The 20,572-nt window shown below is 63.9% G+C and carries 16 protein-coding genes; 4 read left to right on the forward strand and 12 right to left on the reverse strand.

The window, feature by feature from the left end; all coding sequences use genetic code 11:
* The first annotated feature begins 14 nt into the window (after nt 1-14).
* Together CTR2_RS05675 and CTR2_RS05680 are read left to right on the forward strand one after the other, a co-directional pair.
* Nucleotides 15-2,459 (forward strand): membrane-bound PQQ-dependent dehydrogenase, glucose/quinate/shikimate family, encoded by a 2,445-nt coding sequence (locus CTR2_RS05675; protein ID WP_087084758.1) that lies wholly within the window; start codon nt 15-17, stop codon nt 2,457-2,459.
* Between the two features lie 190 nt (nt 2,460-2,649).
* Nucleotides 2,650-3,321 carry a TetR/AcrR family transcriptional regulator gene (locus CTR2_RS05680; protein ID WP_087084757.1) on the forward strand — a complete coding sequence of 224 codons (672 nt, stop codon included), beginning with the start codon at nt 2,650-2,652 and terminating at the stop codon, nt 3,319-3,321.
* 1 nt (nt 3,322) lies between these two features.
* Here the strand turns inward: CTR2_RS05680 and CTR2_RS05685 are convergent, their stop codons facing one another.
* The 9 genes from CTR2_RS05685 to CTR2_RS05725 form a co-directional block, all read right to left on the reverse strand.
* Nucleotides 3,323-4,495, reverse strand: coding sequence for a lipocalin-like domain-containing protein (locus tag CTR2_RS05685; protein ID WP_087084756.1), 1,173 nt, complete (start codon nt 4,493-4,495; stop codon nt 3,323-3,325).
* A 63-nt stretch (nt 4,496-4,558) separates the two neighbouring features.
* Nucleotides 4,559-4,999, reverse strand: a complete 441-nt coding sequence (locus CTR2_RS05690; protein WP_012837327.1) for a VOC family protein — start codon at nt 4,997-4,999, stop codon at nt 4,559-4,561.
* An 87-nt stretch (nt 5,000-5,086) separates the two neighbouring features.
* The gene (locus CTR2_RS05695; RefSeq protein WP_087084755.1) at nt 5,087-7,735 is read right to left on the reverse strand and encodes an FtsX-like permease family protein; all 2,649 of its coding nucleotides are present in this window, start codon (nt 7,733-7,735) and stop codon (nt 5,087-5,089) included.
* A complete protein-coding gene (locus CTR2_RS05700; protein WP_087084754.1) occupies nt 7,732-8,466 on the reverse strand; it encodes an ABC transporter ATP-binding protein in 735 nt (244 codons plus the stop codon). The genes CTR2_RS05695 and CTR2_RS05700 overlap by 4 nt, the downstream gene beginning before the upstream one ends.
* A 38-nt stretch (nt 8,467-8,504) precedes the next feature.
* A complete protein-coding gene (gene miaA, locus CTR2_RS05705) occupies nt 8,505-9,512 on the reverse strand; it encodes a tRNA (adenosine(37)-N6)-dimethylallyltransferase MiaA (RefSeq protein WP_087085228.1) in 1,008 nt (335 codons plus the stop codon).
* 121 nt (nt 9,513-9,633) lie between these two features.
* A complete protein-coding gene (locus tag CTR2_RS05710) occupies nt 9,634-10,956 on the reverse strand; it encodes a sulfatase family protein (RefSeq protein WP_087084753.1) in 1,323 nt (440 codons plus the stop codon).
* Nucleotides 10,957-10,972: 16 nt separating this feature from the next.
* A complete protein-coding gene (locus tag CTR2_RS05715) occupies nt 10,973-11,971 on the reverse strand; it encodes a tripartite tricarboxylate transporter substrate-binding protein (protein ID WP_087084752.1) in 999 nt (332 codons plus the stop codon).
* Between the two features lie 116 nt (nt 11,972-12,087).
* Nucleotides 12,088-13,263 carry a multidrug effflux MFS transporter gene (locus CTR2_RS05720; protein WP_087085227.1) on the reverse strand — a complete coding sequence of 392 codons (1,176 nt, stop codon included), beginning with the start codon at nt 13,261-13,263 and terminating at the stop codon, nt 12,088-12,090.
* 158 nt (nt 13,264-13,421) lie between these two features.
* Entirely contained in the window at nt 13,422-14,285 is an 864-nt protein-coding gene (locus tag CTR2_RS05725) for an alpha/beta hydrolase (protein ID WP_087084751.1), read from the reverse strand.
* Between the two features lie 184 nt (nt 14,286-14,469).
* On the opposite strand from CTR2_RS05725, the gene CTR2_RS05730 reads away from it, so the two are divergent.
* The gene (locus CTR2_RS05730) at nt 14,470-15,345 is read left to right on the forward strand and encodes a methylglyoxal synthase (RefSeq protein WP_012837335.1); all 876 of its coding nucleotides are present in this window, start codon (nt 14,470-14,472) and stop codon (nt 15,343-15,345) included.
* A 16-nt stretch (nt 15,346-15,361) separates the two neighbouring features.
* On the opposite strand, the gene CTR2_RS05735 is transcribed toward CTR2_RS05730, so the two are convergent.
* The 3 genes from CTR2_RS05735 to CTR2_RS05745 all read right to left on the reverse strand — a co-directional run bounded on the left by CTR2_RS05735 (nt 15,362) and on the right by CTR2_RS05745 (nt 17,393).
* Entirely contained in the window at nt 15,362-15,727 is a 366-nt protein-coding gene (locus CTR2_RS05735; protein WP_046461253.1) for a YfeK family protein, read from the reverse strand.
* Nucleotides 15,728-15,821: 94 nt separating this feature from the next.
* Nucleotides 15,822-16,274: a cupin domain-containing protein gene (locus CTR2_RS05740; protein WP_087084750.1), complete on the reverse strand. Its 453-nt coding sequence runs from the start codon at nt 16,272-16,274 to the stop codon at nt 15,822-15,824.
* A 177-nt stretch (nt 16,275-16,451) separates the two neighbouring features.
* A complete protein-coding gene (locus CTR2_RS05745) occupies nt 16,452-17,393 on the reverse strand; it encodes a Bug family tripartite tricarboxylate transporter substrate binding protein (protein WP_087084749.1) in 942 nt (313 codons plus the stop codon).
* A gap of 443 nt (nt 17,394-17,836) precedes the next feature.
* Here CTR2_RS05745 and CTR2_RS05750 point away from each other — a divergent pair, with 443 nt between their 5' ends.
* Nucleotides 17,837-20,542 (forward strand): HAD-IC family P-type ATPase, encoded by a 2,706-nt coding sequence (locus tag CTR2_RS05750; RefSeq protein WP_087084748.1) that lies wholly within the window; start codon nt 17,837-17,839, stop codon nt 20,540-20,542.
* Nucleotides 20,543-20,572 lie beyond the last annotated feature (30 nt).

A 20,572-nucleotide genomic window follows, 5' to 3' on the forward strand; every position in this document is an offset into this window, starting at 1 on the left:
GTTCGAGGTTCGATATGACACATCAGGAGCAGGCTCAGCCCTTGGCTGCGCGCATCTGGCTCTGGGTTCTGGGGGCGGCGCTGGCGCTTGCCGGCCTGTTCTTCTTGATAGGCGGTGGCAAGCTCATCAGCCTGGGCGGCAGCTGGTACTTCTTGCTCGCTGGCCTGGGACTGCTGCTGTCCGGCCTGCAACTGATTCGCCGCCGCGTGAGTGGCGCATGGTTCTACCTGAGCACTTTCGGCGCGACCGTGCTGTGGGCGCTGGCCGAAGTGGGTCTGGATTACTGGAGCCTGATTTCGCGTTTGCTGGCGTTGACCTTTGCTGCCGCTGTGGTGCTGGCCAGCATGCCCTTGCTGCGCAAGGCTGGTGAGCAGGGCAAGGCGTCGCCCAGCAAGCTGCCATTTGCTGCAGCTGCGGTCATGCTGGTGGCTGGCATGGCGGCCTTTGTGTCCATGTTCCAGATTCACCCCGAGGTGCAGACCCAGCCTGCCGTGGCACGCAAGCCCGTGGATGCTGCCGGCGAGCAGAAGGACTGGAGCCACTACGGCAACAGCAGCAATAACGACCGCTTTGCCGCGCTGGATCAGATCAACGTGGACAACGTGAACCAGTTGCAGGTGGCCTGGACTTTTCACACCGGCGACGTACCCAAGTCCACAGGCGCCGGTGCTGAAGACCAGACCACGCCGCTGCAGGTGGGCGACAAGGTGTTTGTCTGCACGCCCAGCAACAACGTGATTGCGCTCGACGCCGACACTGGCAAGCAGTTGTGGCGTCATGACACCAACTCCCATGTGGGCGGTGTGTGGGAGCGCTGCCGCGGACTGGCCTACTTTGATGCGGATGCCGTACTGGCTCAGCCCAGCGTGCCGGGATCGACTCCCGTGCAGGCGGTGAGCCTGCCTGCTGGCGCCGCCTGCAAGCGCCGCATTCTGATGAACACCATCGATGCACGTCTGTTTGCCATCAACGCTGACAACGGCGAGTTGTGCAGCGAGTTCGGCGATCACGGCGTGGTTGACCTCAAGCAGGGCATTGGCAATGTCTCCAATCCCGCCTTCTACACCCTGACATCGGCCCCCACGGTGGCCGGCACCACGGTGGTGATCGGCGGTCGCGTGGCCGACAACGTGCAGGTGGACATGCCAGGTGGCGTGATTCGCGGCTTCGATGTCATGACCGGCGCACAGCGCTGGGCGTTCGACTCCGGCTCAGCAACACCGAATGAAGTGCTCAAGCCCGGTGAGACCTACACCCGCTCATCGGCCAATGTCTGGGCGGGAACGACTTACGATCCCAGCTCCAATACTGTGTACCTGCCCATGGGATCGGCCTCGGTGGACCTGTATGGCGCCACGCGCTCTGCAGCGGACCTGAAGTACGGTGCTTCCATCCTCGCGCTGGATGCCGCCACGGGCAAGGAGAAATGGGTGTACCAGACCGTGCACAACGACTTGTGGGACTTCGACCTTCCAATGGCTCCCACGCTGATCGATTTCCCTGTGCAGGATGGCAAGACGACCCCCGCGCTGGTGGTCGGCACCAAGGCCGGTCAGATCTTTGTGCTGGACCGCCACAGCGGCAAGCCGCTGACCAAGGTGGAAGACATTGCCGTCAAGCCCGGTCATATTCCCGGCGAAAAGTATGCCCCGACCCAGCCTCTGTCCGTGGGCATGCCGCAGATCGGCACCAAGACCCTGACCGAAGCCGATATGTGGGGCGCGACGCCGGTGGATCAACTGATCTGCCGCATCAAGTTCAAGTCCATGCGCTATGAAGGCCTGTTCACCGCGCCTGGTACCGATGTGTCGCTGAGCTTCCCGGGTTCGCTGGGCGGCATGAACTGGGGTGGCCTGTCTGCGGATCCCGGCAACAATCTGATCTTTGTGAACGACATGCGTCTGGGCCTGTGGGTGCAGATGATGCCCCAGCAGAAAAAGGACAAGCTGTCCGACGGCGGTGAAGCGCCCAACACCGGCATGGGTCAGGTGCCGCTGGGAGGCACTCCCTATGCGGTGATCAAGGATCGCTTCATGTCGCCTCTGGGCATTCCTTGCCAGAAGCCTCCGTTCGGCACGTTGACCGCCATCGACATGAAGACCCAGAAAGTGGTCTGGCAGGTGCCCGTGGGCACGGTGCAGGATCAAGGCCCCATGGGCATCAAGATGCGCATGCCCATGCCTGTTGGCCTGCCCACACTGGGCGGTACGCTGGCGACCCAGGGCGGTCTGGTGTTCTTTGCCGGCACGCAGGATTACTATCTGCGTGCCTGGGATAGCGCCACAGGCAAGGAGATCTGGAAGGGCCGACTGCCAGTTGGCAGCCAGGGCGGCCCCATGACTTACAAGTCACCCAGGACCGGCAAGCAATATGTGGTCATCTCGGCCGGCGGTGCCCGTCAGTCGCCCGACCGCGGTGACTATGTGATTGCCTACGCATTGCCCGATAGCGGCAAATAAGCGACGCAGGCATTGAACCGAACAGCCATGGCTCGTCAGAGCCATGGCTTTTTTCATCGCCGGGCAGCCTCAAGATGAAAAGCGCCCCTCTGGGAGGGCAGCGACCACACGCAGTGGGAAACGTGGGGGCCTTTTTTCATGCCTGCGCTGCGTGTTACGCTGGCGCGCTTGAGTCAAAGGAGATGTGGTCGTGAGCGAGCAGCAAGGTCTTGAAAATTCACTGAGCCAGCAGCCTTCGGCAGACGAGGCATCGGCCGATATGCGCCGAGCCCTGCTGGACGCGGGCAAGACCGAGTTTGCCAATTACGGCTATGACGGAGCGCGGCTGGAACGCATTGCCGCCAAGGCGGGCTGCGCCAAGCGCATGCTCTATTACTACTTTGGCAACAAGAAGGACGTGTACCTCGCGGTCATCGAGCAGAGCTACTCGGATATTCGCGAGTCGGAGGAGCAGCTCAATCTCGATGCGCTGGAGCCCTTGCAGGCGCTGCATGCGCTGGCGCAAAGGAGCTTCGAGTATCACGAGCAGAACCAGGAGTTCACGCGTCTGGTGCTGCAGGAGAATTTCCAGGGCGGCGAGATGCTGGGCCAGATCTCCAAGACCGAGCTGTTGCGCAAGGCGGCGCTGGAGCCGATCGAGCGCATTTTGCAGCGCGGCGTGGCGCAGGGCCTGTTCAAGGATCAGCTGACCGCTGTCGATGTCCACTATCTGATTTCGGCCCTGTCCGGCTTCCGCGTGGATCATGCTGCGACCTGGCAGAGCCTGCTGCAGGTCGACCTGTTGGGCGACAACTTGCGCGAGCGCCATCTGCAGTTGCTGCTCAATCAGCTCAATGCTCTGGTTTGCAAGGAGCAGGGCTGATCTAAAGCCTTAGCGCATTCGCATAGCCGGTCATTTCCAGGTAACCGCTGCCTACGCGGACGCTTTTGCCGTCGGCGCCGATGCTGCGCAGCTCGCACAGACCCTCCCAGTAAATGGCGCCAGTGCTGGCGCGGCTGTCCAGTTCCTGGTCGTCCACCAGCGCATGAACCTCGAAACGGCCCGCGGGCGTCTGCACGCTCCAGGCTACGGGATAGCTGGCCTTGCTGTGCGGGCTGTTCCAGTGGCGCAGCGGTTTGAACCGTACCTGATCGGCGGCAAATATTTGCGCGCTCTGGTTCGGCGCGCGGAATGAGCCACCGGCCCAGAGCGCCGATCCATTGCGTCGGCGCAGATGAAAGGCCGTGAGGGCGCTGCCGTCATCGAGATTCATGCCTATCCAGTCCCAGCCCTGGGCTTCCGGGTCCATGATGGCCGCGCTGCATTCATGGTCCAGCCAGGCGCGGTTGTGTGCGCTGGCTTGCACAGGCAGTTGCTGCCCGCCCACTGTGATGGAGCCGCTGACCTTGAGCTGAGGCTGGCTGTAGTAGTAGCTGGCCTGTTCCTCACGCGGGCCTTTGCGTGACAGACCGTCCCGGCCCTGCAGCAGCAGTGGCTGCGTGGCATCAAATTCAAGATCCAGCGTGAAGTCTTGGGCTCTCAGCAAGGCACGGTAGCGGCTGGCCTGAGCGGCGCTTTGGCCTTGCACGGGCCGGCGTTGCAGATACCAGTCGCTGAGATGCACATCGGTATCGTTTTCGCTGGCCCCGGCCAGACCCAGGCCCGCGCGCGCCATACGCTGGTCATGGCGCAGCTTTTGGCCTTCGACATCGCACAGGGCCGCATGGGCGAAGATCAACTGCTTGGCCGCGAGCGCCGATTGCAGGCCTTGCGCGGCTTCGACGCGCGAGCGAAAGAAAGTCAGCTGAAAGCCCCAGGGCTTGCCGCCGGCCTGCAACTGTCCGGTGATGTACCACCACTCGGTCTGCAGATCCGGGTGGCTGCCAAAGTCGCGCGGAAACTGCAGGGTCTTGAGCGGCAAAGCCGAGGCTGGCAGAGGCAGGCCCAGAGCCGCCCAGCCCAGGCCGGCAGCAGCCAGCCTCTGCAGGGACTGCCTGCGTGACAGGGCCAGCAGTGCCGGCTGTTGAGGCTGGGAGGGCGTGGGCTGATAAGGCATGGCCCATTGTCGCCCAGCCGATCAGCGCAACGCCACGGAACCGAGGTCCTGCTTTGCGCGGGCTCAGCCTATATCGACCAGGGGAACGATCACCATCCAGCTGACCCCGAAGCGGTCGGTCACCACGCCGAAACGACGCGCAAAAAACGTGGTGTCCAGCGCCATCTGTACCTTGCCGCCCTGACCGATGGCGGCAAAGATGCGGTCGGCCTCATTCTCGCTGGGCGCGGTGATAGACAGAGAAAAGCCTTTGAAGTCAGGCTTGCCGCCGTTCATGCCGTCGGATGCCATGATCTGCGTCTCGCCAATCTGGACATTGGCGTGCATGATTTTTTCGGGATCCATCTGGCCTGGGCCGCAGCCTTGCTGGCTCGATGACTCGGGCTGCGGCGGAGCATCCTTGTAGCGCATCAGCATGGTGATCTCGGCCCCCAGAGCGGCCTGGTAGAAATCCAGGGCCTCTTCGCAGCGGCCATCGAAAAACAGATAGGGCTGGATTTGCATACGAACTCCTCGCAGCGATTAAGGTTTCATTGTGCGCCGCGCCATGGGTCAATCATGTGAAAAACGCTGACAGGGGTGCAGGTATAGCTACCAGTCCTCCTTGACGGCCAGCACCGCGTCGGCACTGGCGGCCCGGCGTCCGGCCAGCCAGGCGGTGATGACGCCTGCCAGCACCACGGCAGCATCCAGTGCCAGCAGGCGCAGCAGGGGTAGGCGCAGCTCCATGGTCCAGTGAAAGCTCTGCGGGTTGACCACATGCACGAGGATCACGGCCACGCCCAGGCCCAGCAGCGTGCCGGCGATGGTGCCCAGCAGGGTCCAGGCCAGACCCTCGGCGGCGACCACGCTCAGCACATTGCGGCGCGTCAGGCCCAGATGGGCCAGCAGTCCGAACTCCTTGCGCCTGGCCAGCACCTGGGCGCTGAAGCTGGCGGCAATGCCGAACAGGCCTATGCCTATGGCCACAGCCTGCAGCCAGTAGGTGACGGCAAAGCTGCGATCGAAAATGCGCAGGGAGCGCTCGCGCAGCGCCTGGCTGCTGACAAACTCCAGCGCAGGAGGCGACTGCCCCGGCGTGCCGAGGGCCTGCTCTATCGCTGCCTGCAGATCGGTGCCTGACAGCTGGCTTTGGGACTTCGGCCAGACGGCGATCTCGCTGATCTGCGCTGCATTGCCTGCATGACCCACCAGCGCCAGATAGTCCTTCCAGTCCAGGGCCACGGCACCGAACTGACGCACATAGTCGCGCCACACGGATGCTATGTAAAAAGAAGCTTCCCGCGTTTGGTGGTCATGGGTTTGAAGGCTGAAAGCCTTGGAAAGCAGCGGCCAGCTGTCGCCGGGCTTGAGGCCGTAGAGCTGGGCCACGGCTTCGCTGATGTGCACGGCAATGCCTGGGCGTGTCTCATGGATTGGGCCTTCCACCCAGGGAAGCTGCATGGCCTGCTGCCCTTGAAGAGGTCGAATCAGCAGACTCAGGGCCGGGCGTTCGGGGCTGAGTACCAGTGGGCTGCTGCGCATGGCCTGTGCTCGTTCTATGCCGGGTAGCTGCTCCAGGCGCTGCGCCGCATCGGCCGGCAGCAGGGCCGCATCGACACGGCTGGAGCCGCCGGCGGCGCGTACATACAGGGGAGCGGGCAACACGGCGTCCAGCCATTCCATCATGCTGCCGCGAAAGCTGGTGACCATCACCGTCAGGGCCACGGCCAGGCTCAGACTGGCCACCACGCCGCCCACGGCCACGGTAGTGGCGTGGCGCATGCGCCGCGCGCGCTCCAGCGCCAGCATGGCCAGCGGCTGGTGCGAGAAGGCGTTGGGCACCAGTGCCAGCACAGCCCCCAGCAGCCAGGGCAGGGCTGCCATGCCGCCCAGCAACAGCAGGCCCACGGCCATATAGGCGGCCAGCGGGACACCTGCGACCGGCGGCATAAAGGCCAGCACCAGGCTGGCTGCAAGCAGTGCCACAGCGGGCCACAGGCGCGGCGCTCTCTCATGCGTGCTGCCCAGTCCCTTGAGCGTGGCCGCTGGCGGCAAATCCATGGCAGCGCGTGCCGGCCACCAGGCCCCGGCCAGTGTGGCGGCAAGGCCCAGCAGACCGAAGACCAGCGCCGCCACAGGGCTCCAGTGAAGGGCAGGCTGCACGCCGGCAAAGAATCCGCCGCCCAGATCGCCGCCCAGCACCTGCAGCGCCAGCCAGGCCAGCGCCGTACCCAGCGCGATGCCGGCCAGGCTGCCTATCAGCCCCAGTGCCAGCGCTTCCAGCAGCACCAGTGCCATGCGCTGGCGAGGCGTGGCTCCGAGCACGGCCAGCAGCGCAAACTGCGGCGCGCGCTGTGCCACGCTGAGCGCCAGTACCGAGAACACCAGAAATGCTCCCGTGAACAAGGCCACCAGCGCCAGCACCGTGAGGTTGACGCGGTAGGCGCGCGACATCTCGCCCACGCGCTGCTGATCGTCGCTGGGCTGTTGGATCAGTATCTGGTCTTGCCAGGCCGTCAATGCGTGCAGGGTGGTGCTCACCTGGCTGCGGCTGGCGCTGTCGGTCAGCAAAAGGTCCAGCCGGTCGATACGGTCAAACAGGCCGAGCTTCTGCTGCAGTGCGGCAATGTCCATGACTGCGACCGGTGCGCCGCTGGCGGCGACCGTACCCGCAATGCGCAACTGCTGGGCCTGGCCATTGAGCAGCCATTGCATGGGGGCGTTGACGGCTTGTTCAGGACTCAGTCGCAGGGCCTGCAAGGCGGCGGCATTGAGAAACACGGCGTCGGGAGCAAACAGATCGAGCCGGTTGCCGCCTTCAAACAGGCGCGGCATCAGTGCCGGGGCGACAGGGGCTAACTTGAGGGCATCGCTGCCGAGCACACGCAAGCTCACGCCCTGCGCTGCCCCTTGCGTGCTGCGCGTCTGCGGGTCTGCGTTGCTGCCGGACAGCAACACCGTGGTTTCGACCCAGGGCACGGCGCTGGCGACGCCCGGGGTCTGAGCCACCTGGGGATAGAGCGCCAGCGGCAGGCCGCCCTGCATGGCGTGCAGTTGCAGATCGGGCTGGCCGTTGACGCTGCGCACCGCCCTGGAAAATTCGTCCAGCGCCGACTGGTTGATTACATGGACGGCAAAGCCCAGCGCCACGCCCAGCATGATGGCAATCAGCGCCGTGGCCGTGCGCCAGGGATGCTGGCGCAGCTCCTGCCAGGAGAAGCTGGTCAGCAGCAGAAGAAGCGGGGGGCGTGAAGTCACAGGCCTAGCGATGTTTGCTGCGACACCGAGAGTTCGGCCTGCATGCCATCGGCCGTCAGTCGCAGAACGCGGTCGGCGCGTCTGGCCGCGTCTGCGGAATGGGTGACCAGTACCAGCGCCGTGCCGTTGTCGCGGGTTTGCTGCAGCAGCAAATCCATGATCTGCTGGGCAGTGGACGGATCGAGATTGCCCGTGGGCTCATCGGCCAGCAGCAGAGGCGGTGAATGCACCAGGGCACGCGCTATGGCCACGCGCTGCAACTGGCCGCCGCTGAGCTGCTGGGGCAGGCGCTGGCCCAGACCCGCGAGTCCCACGGCTTGCAGCACCTGCTGCACGCGCTGCTGCCCCTGCACGTCCATGCGGCCCAGCAGCATCAGCGGCAGGGCAACGTTCTGCGCCACATCGAGATGGGGAAGGACATGAAAGGCCTGGAACACAAAGCCCAGATGCGCGCGCCGCCAGATGGCGCGCCGGGCTTCATCGAGTATGGACAGATCCGTGCCGTTGTGCAGAACCCGGCCTTGCTGCCAGCTGTCCAGCCCGGCCAGGCAGTTGAGAAAGGTGGACTTGCCCACGCCTGAGTTGCCGACGATGGCGACAAACTCGCCGGCGGCGATCTCGCAACTCACCTGCGCGAAGACCGTGGTCTGGGCCTCGCCCTCGCCATAGCGTTTGGCAAGGTCGCTGATCTGCAGCAGCGGATGGGCATGGGATGAGTCGGTGGCAGCCATGCAGCGATCTTAACGATGGGCGGCTGCGGTCGTGCTTCTTAGCTGGCGTCTTGCTGCGCCGCGTCAATGGCCGCCATGGCGGCATCCAGCAGTTGCTGCTGGGCGCCGGGCGCATCGCAGGCAATGGCATGGCGCTGGGGCATGGAGCGCAGCCAGGTGATCTGGCGCTTGGCCAGCTGGCGTGTGGCGGCGATGCCGCGCTCGCGCAGGCCTGCCATGTCCAGCGGCTTGCCGGGATCGGCCTCCAACGCGTCCAGCGCTTCCCAGGCCTGGCGATAGCCCACGCAGCGCATCGAGGGCAGATCCAGATGCAGATCGCCGCGCGCGCGCAGGCTGCGCACTTCGTCGAGGAAGCCTTGTTCCAGCATCAGATCAAAGCGCAGCGCAATGCGCTGGTGCAGCCAGGCTCGCTCTGCAGGCTCCAGCGAGAAAAGCATTGCAAGTCCCATCTGTTCTGCAGGGCCTGTCTTGCTCCTGCTCGTGTGAAAGCTCGAAAGCGGTTTGCCGGAGACCTGCCAGACCTCGAGCGCGCGCTGAATGCGCTGGCTGTCGCCGGGGGCCAGGCGTGCGGCGGTGACGGGGTCCACCTGGGCCAGTCTGGCATGCATGGCGGGCCAGCCCAGTTCGGCGGCCTGTGCGTCCAGCATGGCGCGCACTTCGGGGTTGGCCGCGGGCATATCGTCCAGCCCGTCCATCAGCGCCTTGAAGTACAGCATGGTGCCGCCCACCAGCAGCGGTATGGCCTGGCGGGAGCGGATTTCGGCAACCAGGGTCTGCGTGTCGCGCACGAACTCGGCCGCACTATAGGCCTGCAGCGGATCGATGATGTCGATGAGGTGATGCGGGACGGCGGCCAGCTCTGCTGCCGTGGGCTTGGCTGTGCCTATGTCCATGCCCTTGTAGACCAGGGCGGAATCCACGCTGATGATCTCGGCCTTCTGCCCGCGCTGTGCCAGGCGCTCGGCCAGTGCCAGCGCCGCCGCAGTCTTGCCCGAGGCAGTGGGGCCGGCAATGGCGATACAGGGCAGGGCGTGGGCAGCAGTCATGGGGCGAAATCCGTACAGGTCAAAGCACAAGAACCAATGACCGCCGGTCATTGGTTCTTGCTGGTTGTGAAGGATAACGCAGCCTGCCGCCTTGCGGCAGCGGCGGGGCTTAGTGCCCTGCCTAGCCTCGGCTCAGTCGTGCCGGCACATAGCGGTCGGCCTGAATATCGGGCGAGAGGCCGTGGCTGTAGATTTCGGCCGTAACGGGCAGCAATTGCTCGTTCCATTCCTCCCACTGCCTGCGCAGCCCGGCAAAGATTGCTGGCTGATGCTCCTTGAGATTGGCGCGTTCGCGGGCGTCCTCCTCCACATTGAACAAGAACTCGTTGTCGTTGATCTTGAGGTATTTCCAGGGCCCCTTGCGCACGGCACGCTGGGCCTGGGATTTGTAGCGCCAGAACAGGCTGCGCTCGGTATTGGTCGCACGGCCTTCCAGTATGGGCAGGATGTTCTGGCCGTCGCTGGGGAAGTCGGGGTGCGGCCTGGCACCGGCAGCGGCCAGCAGCGTGGGCAGCCAGTCGAAGCTGGCGATGACCTGTTCCTGGACCTGGGGCCGGATGCGGGCGCTCCAGCGCAGCAGTGTGGGCACGCGGATGCCGCCTTCGAGCAGCTCGGTTTTCTGGCCAGTGAAAGGCCAGGACTTGGAAAAGCGTTCGCCGCCGTTGTCGCTGGTGAAGATGACGATGGTGTTGTCGGCCTGGCCGGTGTCATCGAGCGCCTGCAGCACCTGGCCCACGGCCTTGTCCAGCGCCTCGACGATTTCTCCATATTTCTTGAGACTGCCGCCGTCGTAGTGGAACAGGTCCTTGATGTTGTGCGCGACATGCTCGTCGTCGGGCCCTTCCCAGGGCCAGTGCGGTGCCGTGAAGTGCAGCGACAGGAAAAAAGGCTTGTCCTGGCCCTTGCGCTCATGGACATAGCGCGTGGCTTCATCACCCAGGATATAGGTGTAGTAGCCCGTGCGCTCCAGGGGCTCGTTGCCTTGCCAGAGGTCGGGGCTGAACTGCTCGCCGACGCCGGGCTTGTGCGTGAAGTAGTCGATGGCACCGCTGTGGTTGCCGAAGAAATAGTCGTAGCCGCTGCGCTGCGGGCCATAGGAGGGCGGCTTGCCGAGATGCCATTTGCCTATCAATGCCGTGTCGTAGCCGGCCTGCTTGAGCAGCGATGGCAGCGTGGGGTGATCGGCAGGCAGGCCGAGTTGTGCGCCATGGCGTGCCAACGGCTCTTCGAGCCCAGCCTGGAGCCGATACTGATAGCGCCCGGTGATCAGCGCAATGCGTGTGGCCGAGCAGACGGCCGAGTTGGCATAGGCCTGATTGAAGCGCACGCCCTGGGCGGCGAGGCGGTCCAGATGCGGGGTCTTGAAATCGGTGGCGCCATAGACGCCCAGGTCGGCCCAGCCCAGATCGTCGGCCAGGATGAAAACGATATTCGGTGCGGTCATGAGTCGGTCTCTCTGCTTATTCGATGGCAAAGCCGGAGTTGCTGATCACGGGACGCCATTTGGCGATTTCGGCCACGCGCAGCTGCTCCAGTGCCTGCGGCGTGCGCGGGTCGGGCTGCAGGGACAGCTCCGCCCATTTGGGTTGCAGCTTGGGGTCCAGCAGCGCGTGGTTGACGGCGCGGTTGACGGCGGTAATGGCTTCGGGTGAAGTGCCTTTGCGTGCCCACAGGCTGTACCAGCCGCTGCCTGTGGCCTTGGGGTAGCCGGCTTCGGCAAAGGTCGGCACATCGGGCAGCTCACGGCCGCGCTGACTGCCGAAGGTGCCCAGAATGCGCACCTTGCCTTCCTTGTGCAGCGGAGCGAGCTCGCTGGTGGTCTGGATGGCTGAGGCCAGCTGGCCGCTGATCAGATCGGTCATCATGGCCGGGCCGCCCTTGTAGGGCACATGCACGATGTTGACGCCCGCCGCTTCACCCAGCAGCAGACCGAAGAAATGCGGCAGGCTGCCCACGGCAGGGCTGCCGAAGTTGGCTTTCTCAGGGTTGGCCTTGAGCCAGGCCACATATTCCTGAATGTTGCGCGCCGGGTGCCTGGCGGGGACGGCCAGGCCGAACTGGAAATGCGCGAGCAGACCTACCGGAGAAAAGTCGCGTGCAGGATCGTAGCCGGGCTTTTTGTAGACGATCTGCGATAGCACCGGGGTGATCAGCGGAGCGATCAGGTAGGTGCTGCCGTCGCTGGGGGCGTTGAGCAGAGTCTGTGCGGCAATCTGGCCGTTGGCGCCGGGCTTGTTGTCCACCACCACATAGTGGCTCTTGCCCAGCTGTGCGGCGATGCTTTCGGCCAGCACGCGTGCCAGCAGATCGATGCCGCCGCCTGCGCCAAAGCCCACCAGAATGCGGCTGGCCTGAGGCACGGCGGAGATCTCGGCGGCTTTGGCCAGAGAGTTTAGGGAGAAGCCAGCGGAGCTGGCGGCGAGCAGTGATTGCTGCAGAAAGGAGCGGCGGGAATGCATGGCTGGAGATCACAAAAGTGCGGCGCGTTGGCCAGTCCAGGCATTCTCAAAAAATCTCTATAAAAATAAAAATAATAAAAATTGGTTTTCAAATAACCTAATCATCTTATTTCAAATCATGATTTGCTGATGCCAAAACGCTGTACCAGCGTCCATGCCGTGATGGCCGTGCAGGCCGACCAGAACCAGATGCCGAAGGCCAGCGGCATGGTGGAGTCCGCATCCAGATTCAGTCCCAGCCAATGCCCCATGGCAAAGGCCATGAGCATCATCACCAGGCCGTTGATGGCCGAGGCCGTACCCGCCGCCTGGGGGAAAGGCGCGATGGCATTGCTTTGTCCGCAGGGCATGTGAATGCCGTGGGCGATCTGGTAGAGGCAGAAGGGCAGGGCATAGGCCCAGATGCTACGCAGATCGGCCAGGGCCGCCAGACCCATGAGGGAGCCTGCCGTCAGCGACAGCACCCCCGCCACGGCCACGGCGCGCCGCACGCTCATGCTGCGCAGCAGACGGCGGCAGGCAAAGGTGCCGGCGATATAGCACAGCGCGTTGCCGCCCAGCATCAGCCCGTATTGCGTGCGCTCCATATGCAGCACGTTGATGTAGGTGAACGAAGAGGCAGCCAGATTGGTGAACAGGCCCGCATAGCTGAAGCAGGTCAGCAGGTTGTAGGCCTGGAACATGGGGTTGCGCACAATGCGCGACCAGGTGCGCAGCAGATTGCCCGCTTGCAGCGCCTGCGGGTTGCGCTGGGGAATCGACTCCCTGAAGCGCAGCACCACCAGCAGCCAGGCCAGGCAGCCCATGAAGGCCTGGGCCAGCATGGTGGAACGCCAGCCCAGCCAGCCCACGAGCAGGCTGCCGCTGATGGGGGCCAGAAAGGCCAGCACGCCCAGGCCTGTCAGTGCCTTGGACATGACTTGCGCGCCCATATGCGGTGCGTAGAGATCGCGCACCACGGCACGCGCGCACATCACACCGGCGCCCAGTGCGGCGCCTTGCAGGCTGCGCCAGGCAATCAATGCCTCCATGCTCTGGGCGCTGGCGCAGCCCAGGGCGGCGATCACATAGCCGCTGATGCCCAGCAGCAAGACCGGGCGGCGGCCCAGCCGGTCCGACAGCGGGCCCCAAAGAATCTGCGAACAGCCAAAGGCCAGCAAAAAGCCGGTCAGTGTCAGCTGGGCCTGCGAGACATGGGCGCCAAAACCTTGCTGCAGCTGAGGCAGGGCGGGCAGATAGAGGTCGGTTGCCAGCGGCTGCAGACCCAGCAGCAGCCCCAGTGTGAGAATCACGAAGACTGCGGATTCAGGAGCACTCTTCGCTTGCTCATCAAGGGATTGAGCAAGATTTGGCTTGGAGTTCAGGGCAGGCGGCGCAGACATAGCCAGACAGGCTATCAGAACCAGTCCATTGCTACGTATGCTGACGAGACAGTATGTGACGATGTCGCTCAGCGCGGATTCAGGCCGAACAGCTCATGCAGTGCCTGGCGGTATTGCACCAGCGCCTTGGACTGGGTGTTGTGGTGGCTGGCACCCTCGACCAGGATCAGGCGCTTGGGCTCGCGCGCCGCATCGAACAGTTGCTGGCCCAGCCGGGCCGGAATCAGCGGGTCGGCCGTACCGTGCACGACCAGCAGCGGCGAGCCGATGTCCGCCACGGTGTCGACCGAGTTGAAGCGTTGCGTGATCAACCAGTTCACGGGCAACCAGCCCCAGCGCATGGAGTCGAACACATCGGGAATGCTGGTGAAGGTGGACTCGACCAGCACCCCGCTTTCATTCTTGACGGAGCTGGCCAGATCGATGGCGATGGCGCCGCCCAGCGAGTGGCCGAAGATATAGCGCGGCCTGCCTGCGGCCTGGCGGCCCAGCCAGTCCCAGGCGGCGCGCGCATCCTCGGCGGCAGAGGCCTGCGAGGGCAGGGCCGGGCTGCTCTTGCCAAAGCCACGGTAGTCCACGGCCAGCACCGAAAAGCCCATGGCCTGCAGGCGCCGTATGCGTGGCGAGGAGCCCGTCACATTCCAGCGCGCTCCATGCAGAAACAGCAGCAGCGGGGCCTGTGCATTGCCGGAAGGCATCCAGAGGGCATGCAGCCTGGCGGCGCTGCCGTCGCGGCTGCGAAAGTCTATCCATTGCTCCTGCATGCCGGCCGTGTTGGCTCCGGGCCAACTGCGGTCGCTGGGTTGAAAAATCCAGACCCGCTGCCTGGCATCGAGTTCGCGCATGCCCCAGCTCGCGAGTGCCAGCAGCAAGGCCAGACCGAGTGCTGCCGCGATGCGGCGAGGGCTCCAGAAGCGTGAGGTTTGGGGCATGGGAAGAAGAGCGGCTGAAGAAAGCGGCTGTCAAGTGCTGTGCAAGTATGGCTGTCTGACCCGGCCCCAGTCATCTGGAGTGCATGAATTGGCGATATTCTTGCGGGTGTTTCAAGCCGCAAATGCATAGCTGGTTGCGCAGAGTTTGCGAGCGTTTGAAGCCTGTTTGAAGGATTAGTTCACTATGTCGATCTGCCTGGGTCTTGCCGCCAACAAACTCCACCACCAAACCGAGGACGCTGCGCTGTTTGCCCTGCTGCGCGCTTGCGAGGCCGGAATTCGCGAGCTCAAGCTGGGCTTTCATACCGTGGGCCGCACCTATGACGCCATCACGGCGGCCAGCATGCTCCAGGGCTACAAGGGCCTGGTGCGCTATCCCTACGGCCGCGAGGGCGGGCTCATGAGGCTGGTGGCCGAGGTGGTGGGTATGGAGGGTGACGAGCGCACTCTTGATGGCGCCATCTACCTGATGGACCCGGTGGACCCCTCGTCCATCTTCCCCGAAGCCCTGGCCTTGAAGCGCCAGTGCGTGATTCACGGCAAGCCTTTTCTTTCCACCGTGGCCTCCACGCGCGACTGGATAGAGATGGAGCGCATTCACGCCGGTCTGGCGCGTGACCGCAATGCCGACCGCTTTCACGACTACGAAAACCAGACGCTGGCGCTGATTGCCCACGATGCCATGAAGCCCACCATGCTGGACTTTGCAGCACACAACTTCGAGTTGCTCAGCCGCTACCGCCGCCGTGTGGGTACCGGCACCACGGGCCAGAAACTCAACGAAATGGCCTGGAGCAAGGGCTGGCCTGCCGACAAGCCCTGGGTGGACCGCTACAACAGCGGTCCGCTGGGCGGCGATGCGCAGATTGCCGATCTGGTTCTGGAAAAGCGCTGCCACCGCGCCATCTTCTTTGAAGACCCGCATGTGGCACGCCAGCACGAAGCCGATATCCAGTTGCTGGAACGCGCCGTGACCACGGTCACGCACGATGCCGTCTGCAGCACCTCGCCCCAGGTGGCGCAGCGCTGGTGCGATGCGGCCGTCAAGCGCGCAGGCTGAGGCGGGGTGCTGAGCGCTACTGGCGGTTGCGGTAGCGCTTGAGCTCGGCCTGCAGCCAGCTGGCGCTGGCTTCGGCCTCCTTGCCGCTGCAGCGCACCTGGTAGGGTTTGTGGCTGATGCTGCTCTCCGTGCCTGCGCGGGCAATGAAGTCCTCGGCCGTCGCCACCCAGCCCTTTTTGAGCAGATAGTCGTATTTGCCGCGCAGATGCTCGGCGGCTTTGGCGCTGTCATGCCAGCTGCCATTGCGCTGGAACTCGCAGCCCGAGGCTTTGAGGTGGCCGATCAGGTACTCGATCTCCTGAGTCGCGGCAGGCGTGGGCGATGCGGCAAGGCTCAAGCTGCAGGCTGCCCCCAGCAGCAAGGCGGTAACGGTGTGCTTCATGTGGGTTGATCCTACAGAAGAAGAGTCGAGCAAAAAACAAAGGCCGCAGCGATGGACTGCGGCCTTGTCTTGGTCGGTCGAAGCCGTGTGGTGCTCAAGGGGCCGGTGTGGCCAGAGGCTTGCCCTTTTCCACGACATACACGCCAATCAGTTTGACCGTGCCATTGCTGGCGTTGTGTGCGTCATGAATCACACCAGCGGGCACGACAAAGGTCTCGCCGGCCTTGAGCGTGCGCGGCGGCTGGCCGTCGATCAGCAGATCGACCTCGCCCTCGCTGATATAGCTGATCTCGTCGCCGGGGTGAGTGTGGCGGCCCGCGCGCGAGCCTGGGGCGACCTCCACCTTGGCTACCACGGCTTCGCGACCCGGTACCGAAACATCCGCCTTGCCTACCATGGTCCGGGACAGGCCTCCGGTCTGGGCCGCACCCGGTTGGGCCGCACTCGGCTGGGGTGCAGCAGCCTGGGCCAGGGCATTCTGGCTGAACAGCATGAAGGCGCTGCTGCAAAGCAGGGTCGAAAAGCTGGCGCGGTGAATCAAGGACATGAAATTACCCTCCAAGGTTTTTACAGAAACAAGTTGTGAAACCTGTCACTTTTACCGGGAAGGAGCGCGGGCATGCCATGGGGGCAGCCCTAGTCGCAGGGTCGCCGAAAACAAACCCGGGCGCGGTGATGCAAGCCCGTGCGGGCAGGAAAGCATATGGCGCTGCAGGCCGCTGCCTTAGTTGTCGCCCGTGATCCTCGCGAATTTCACCAGTTCGGAGTATTTGTCCATGTCGGTGCGCATCACCTGGGCAAGGCTTTCATTGCCCTTGGCGGGCGGGGTTCCTGCGGCTTCCAGCTTCTGGCGGATGGCCGGGTCGGCAAGACCTGCCTGTATCGCTTTTTGCAGCTTGGCCAACACTTCCGGAGGCAAGCCCTTGGGGGCGGCCAGGGCGAACCAGCCGCTCAAGGCATAGCCCTTGAGCGCGGGATGTTCCGACAGCGCCGGAACCTCCTTGAGCGTGGCGATGCGGGTGGCTGTGGTTGCGCCGAGAATCCTTATTTTTCCGGACTGCGCCAGCGGAGCTGCAGCGGTGGGCGAGAGGATGGCGAAGTCCAGATTCCCGCCGCCCAGATCGCTGGTCATGGCCGGAGAGCCCTTGTAGGGGATATGCACGAGGTAGACACCCGCAGTCTTCTTGATCAGCTCTCCCGAAAAATGCGGTGTCGAGCCAATACCGGGGCTACCGTAGCTGTATTTGCCAGGGTTGGCCTTGGCCAGTTTGACGAAGTCATCCACGGTTTTGACAGGAACATGCGCTCCGGCCACCCACAGATTAGGGGCCAGGGCGGTCAGGCTCACCGGGGTCAGATCCACAGCCGGATCGTACTTCTGCGCGGCATTCACAAACTTGGTGCCCGCCATTTCGTTGCTGGAGCCTGCCAGCAAGGTGTAGCCGTCGGGCTTGGCCGACACCACGCGCTGCGCTCCCACCACGCCTGCGGCGCCCGGCACGTTTTCGACCACGACGGTGGCGTTCAACTGCCTGGCCAGTATGTCCCCGACCACGCGGCCGACCATGTCGACCGAGCCGCCCGGGGCATAGCCAATCACGATGCGGATGGGCTTGCTGGGATAGGCATCCTGTGCCTGCACCGCGCCTGCGAACAGGCTGGTCATGGCACAGGCGATGCAAAGTCGGCGGGAAAGAGTGGCGCGGTCTGGATTCATAAGTCCCACAATGATTTGTGGCGAAGGTTGATTCAGTAATTGATGTTGAATTGCTCAACAAAATTTAATTGATTGTCATGAGATTTAATATGAGGAGGAATCCATGAAAACCAGCAGTTCAACTGATTTTTAGCCAGTGTCTCGCGCCGGTAGAGCTGGCTGAACCGGTTGCAGGGAGCACTGCCGAGATTGAAAGTCCGATTTCGCTGCAGTGTTGGCTGGCGGAGGCAATCACCCCGTTGCAGTCAATCAATGATCGATATTCCTGCTTATAGTCAGTGGCAAGGCCTGTCGAGCGCATACCATGCAACGGCGCGTTCTCCGCGGCAGCCAGCCAACCGGGCACAGATCCGGCTCACAAGCGTTTCAGTTGAATCGTCAGGGAGTCTCAGATGCAGGAACAGAACCGCGTTGCCGCCTGGCACGCGTTGGCTAGCGATGCCGCACTCGCTCAATTGCAATCGACTGCCGCCGGACTGAGCTCCGACCAGGCCCGTGAGCGCCTGCAGCAGCAGGGCCCCAATGCCCTGCCTGCCGCCGCTTCACGCAGCACGCTGGCGCGCTTTCTGTCGCAATTCAACAATCTGTTGATCTATGTGCTGCTGGGCTCGGCCGTCGTTACTGCACTGCTGCAGCATTGGGTCGATACGGGGGTGATCCTCGCGGTGGTACTGATCAATGCAGTCTTCGGATTCGTGCAGGAAGGCCGTGCCGAGAAGGCGCTGGACGCCGTGAAGGCCATGGTTTCCAGCCGCGCCAATGTGCTGCGCGATGGCTTGCGCATGGCGGTGCCTGCAGAGGAACTGGTTGCCGGCGACTGCGTGCTGCTCGAGGCCGGTGACCGCGTCCCGGCCGATGTGCGGCTGCTGCGCGCCAGCAGCCTGAAGCTGGACGAGGCCATGCTGACCGGGGAATCGGTCGCAGTCGACAAGTCGGCCGATCCGGTGGCGGTCGATGCCGCCCTGGGCGACCGCTTTTCCATGGCCTACTCCGGCACCCTGGTGGCTGCCGGGCAAGGCCTGGGCGTGGTGGTGGCCACGGGCCCGCGTACCGAGTTGGGTCTGATCAGTACCATGCTGGGTTCGGTGCAGACGCTGGCCACCCCGCTGACGCGGCTGATGGACCGTTTCGCGCGCCAGCTCACCATCACCATACTGAGCCTGTCCGCGCTGATGTTCTGCTTCGCACTATGGGTGCGCGATTACGACACAGCCGATGCCTTCATCGCCGTGGTGGGCATCGCTGTATCGGCCATCCCCGAAGGCCTGCCCGTGGTCATGACGATTGCGCTGGCCATTGGCGTGCAGCGCATGGCAGCACGCTATGCCATCGTGCGCAGCCTGCCGGCGGTTGAAACACTGGGCGCCGTCTCGGTCATCTGCTCCGACAAGACCGGAACATTGACACGCAACGAAATGAGCGTGCGCGCCGTGGTGCTGCCCGGTGCCAGCTTCGACATAGAAGGCGAGGGCTATGCGCCCCAGGGGCGTTTCACCCTGGCGGGCGAGGAGATTGAGCCTGCGCTGCATCCGCAACTGCTGCACTTCGCCACGGGCGCGGCACTTTGCAACGACGCCCATGTAAGACATGCCGAAGGTACGGCCTGGACAGTCGAAGGCGATCCCATGGAAGGCGCGCTGGTGACACTGGCTGCGCGCGCCGGTCTGGATGTGGAGCGCCTGCGTCAGGACTGGCGCCGACTTGACGAAGTTCCCTTTGATGCCGTCCACCGCTACATGGCCACTCTGCACCGCCCAGTTGATGCTCCAGCCGTTGTCTTCGTCAAAGGGGCTCCGGAACAGGTTCTTTCCATGTGCCGCGACCAGCAAGGTGTCGAAGGCCTGCAGGCGCTGGATGCAGCCTATTGGCTGGAGCAGATCGATGCCCTGGCCGCCAAAGGCTATCGTGTGCTGGGCCTGGCCAGCCGGGTCCCGGCTGAAGGTCGGGACATGGTTGATATGGCCGACATCAAGGACCTCACTCTTCTTGGCGTACTGGGCATGATAGATCCGCCGCGAGAGTCGGCAAAGGAGGCCGTGCGCGAATGCCGCAGCGCCGGAATTGCCGTGAAGATGATTACCGGCGATCATGCTGCCACCGCTGCCGCCATTGCCAGGGAGCTGGCGCTGGCCGACACCATCCGAGTTACCTCAGGGCATGAGCTGGACGGGCTGAACGATGCCCAGCTGATCGACGTGGCCAGAGCCTCCACGGTATTCGCCCGTACCAGCCCCGAGCACAAGCTGCGCCTGGTGCAGGCCCTGCAGGCCGATCGCAGCGTCATCGCCATGACCGGGGATGGCGTCAACGATGCACCGGCACTCAAGCGTTCCGACATCGGTGTGGCCATGGGCATCACCGGCACGGCGGCCGCCAAGGAAGCCGCCGGCATGGTGCTGGCCGACGATAACTTCGCCACCATCGTCGCCGCCGTCAAGGAAGGGCGCACCGTCTACGAAAACCTGCGCAAGGTCATTGCCTGGACCTTGCCGACCAACGGCGGTCAGGCGATCGTCATCGTCGTGGCGATTCTGCTGGGCCTGTCCCTGCCCGTCACTCCGGTACAGATTCTCTGGGTCAATCTGGTCACCGCCGTGGCCCTGGGCCTGACGCTGGCCTTCGAGCCGCCCGAGCCCACGCTGATGCAGCGCAAGCCGCGCTCGCCGGACGAGCAATTGCTGCAGCCCTATCTGCTGTGGCGCGTCGCCCTGGTCTCGGTGCTGTTCGCGCTGGGCTGCTTTGGCATGTTCGAGTGGTCGCTGCGTCGCGGCGACTCGGTCGAACTGGCTCGCACCATCGTGGTCAATGCGCTGGTGATCATGGAGATCTTCTATCTGTTCAGCGTGCGCTACACGCAAGGAACTTCGCTGAGCCTGCGCGGCGTCCTGGGCACCCCGGCAGTGCTGCTGGGCGTGGCCGGCGTCACCCTGGTGCAACTGCTGTTCACCTACACGCCGCCCATGCAGGCGCTGTTCGACAGCCGTCCTGTCGACCTGGCGGCCGGATTGCTGGCGATAGGGCTGGGTGTTGCCCTGCTGCTTTTGCTGGAGGTCGAGAAGCTCCTGATACGCTGGATGAGACTGGGCGTGAGGGCCTAGAGCGCTGTGCAGGCAAGGCATTCAAGCCGT

The sequence above is a fragment of the Comamonas thiooxydans genome (assembly GCF_002157685.2).
In the GTDB taxonomy this organism is placed as follows: Bacteria; Pseudomonadota; Gammaproteobacteria; order Burkholderiales; family Burkholderiaceae_C; genus Comamonas; species Comamonas testosteroni_H.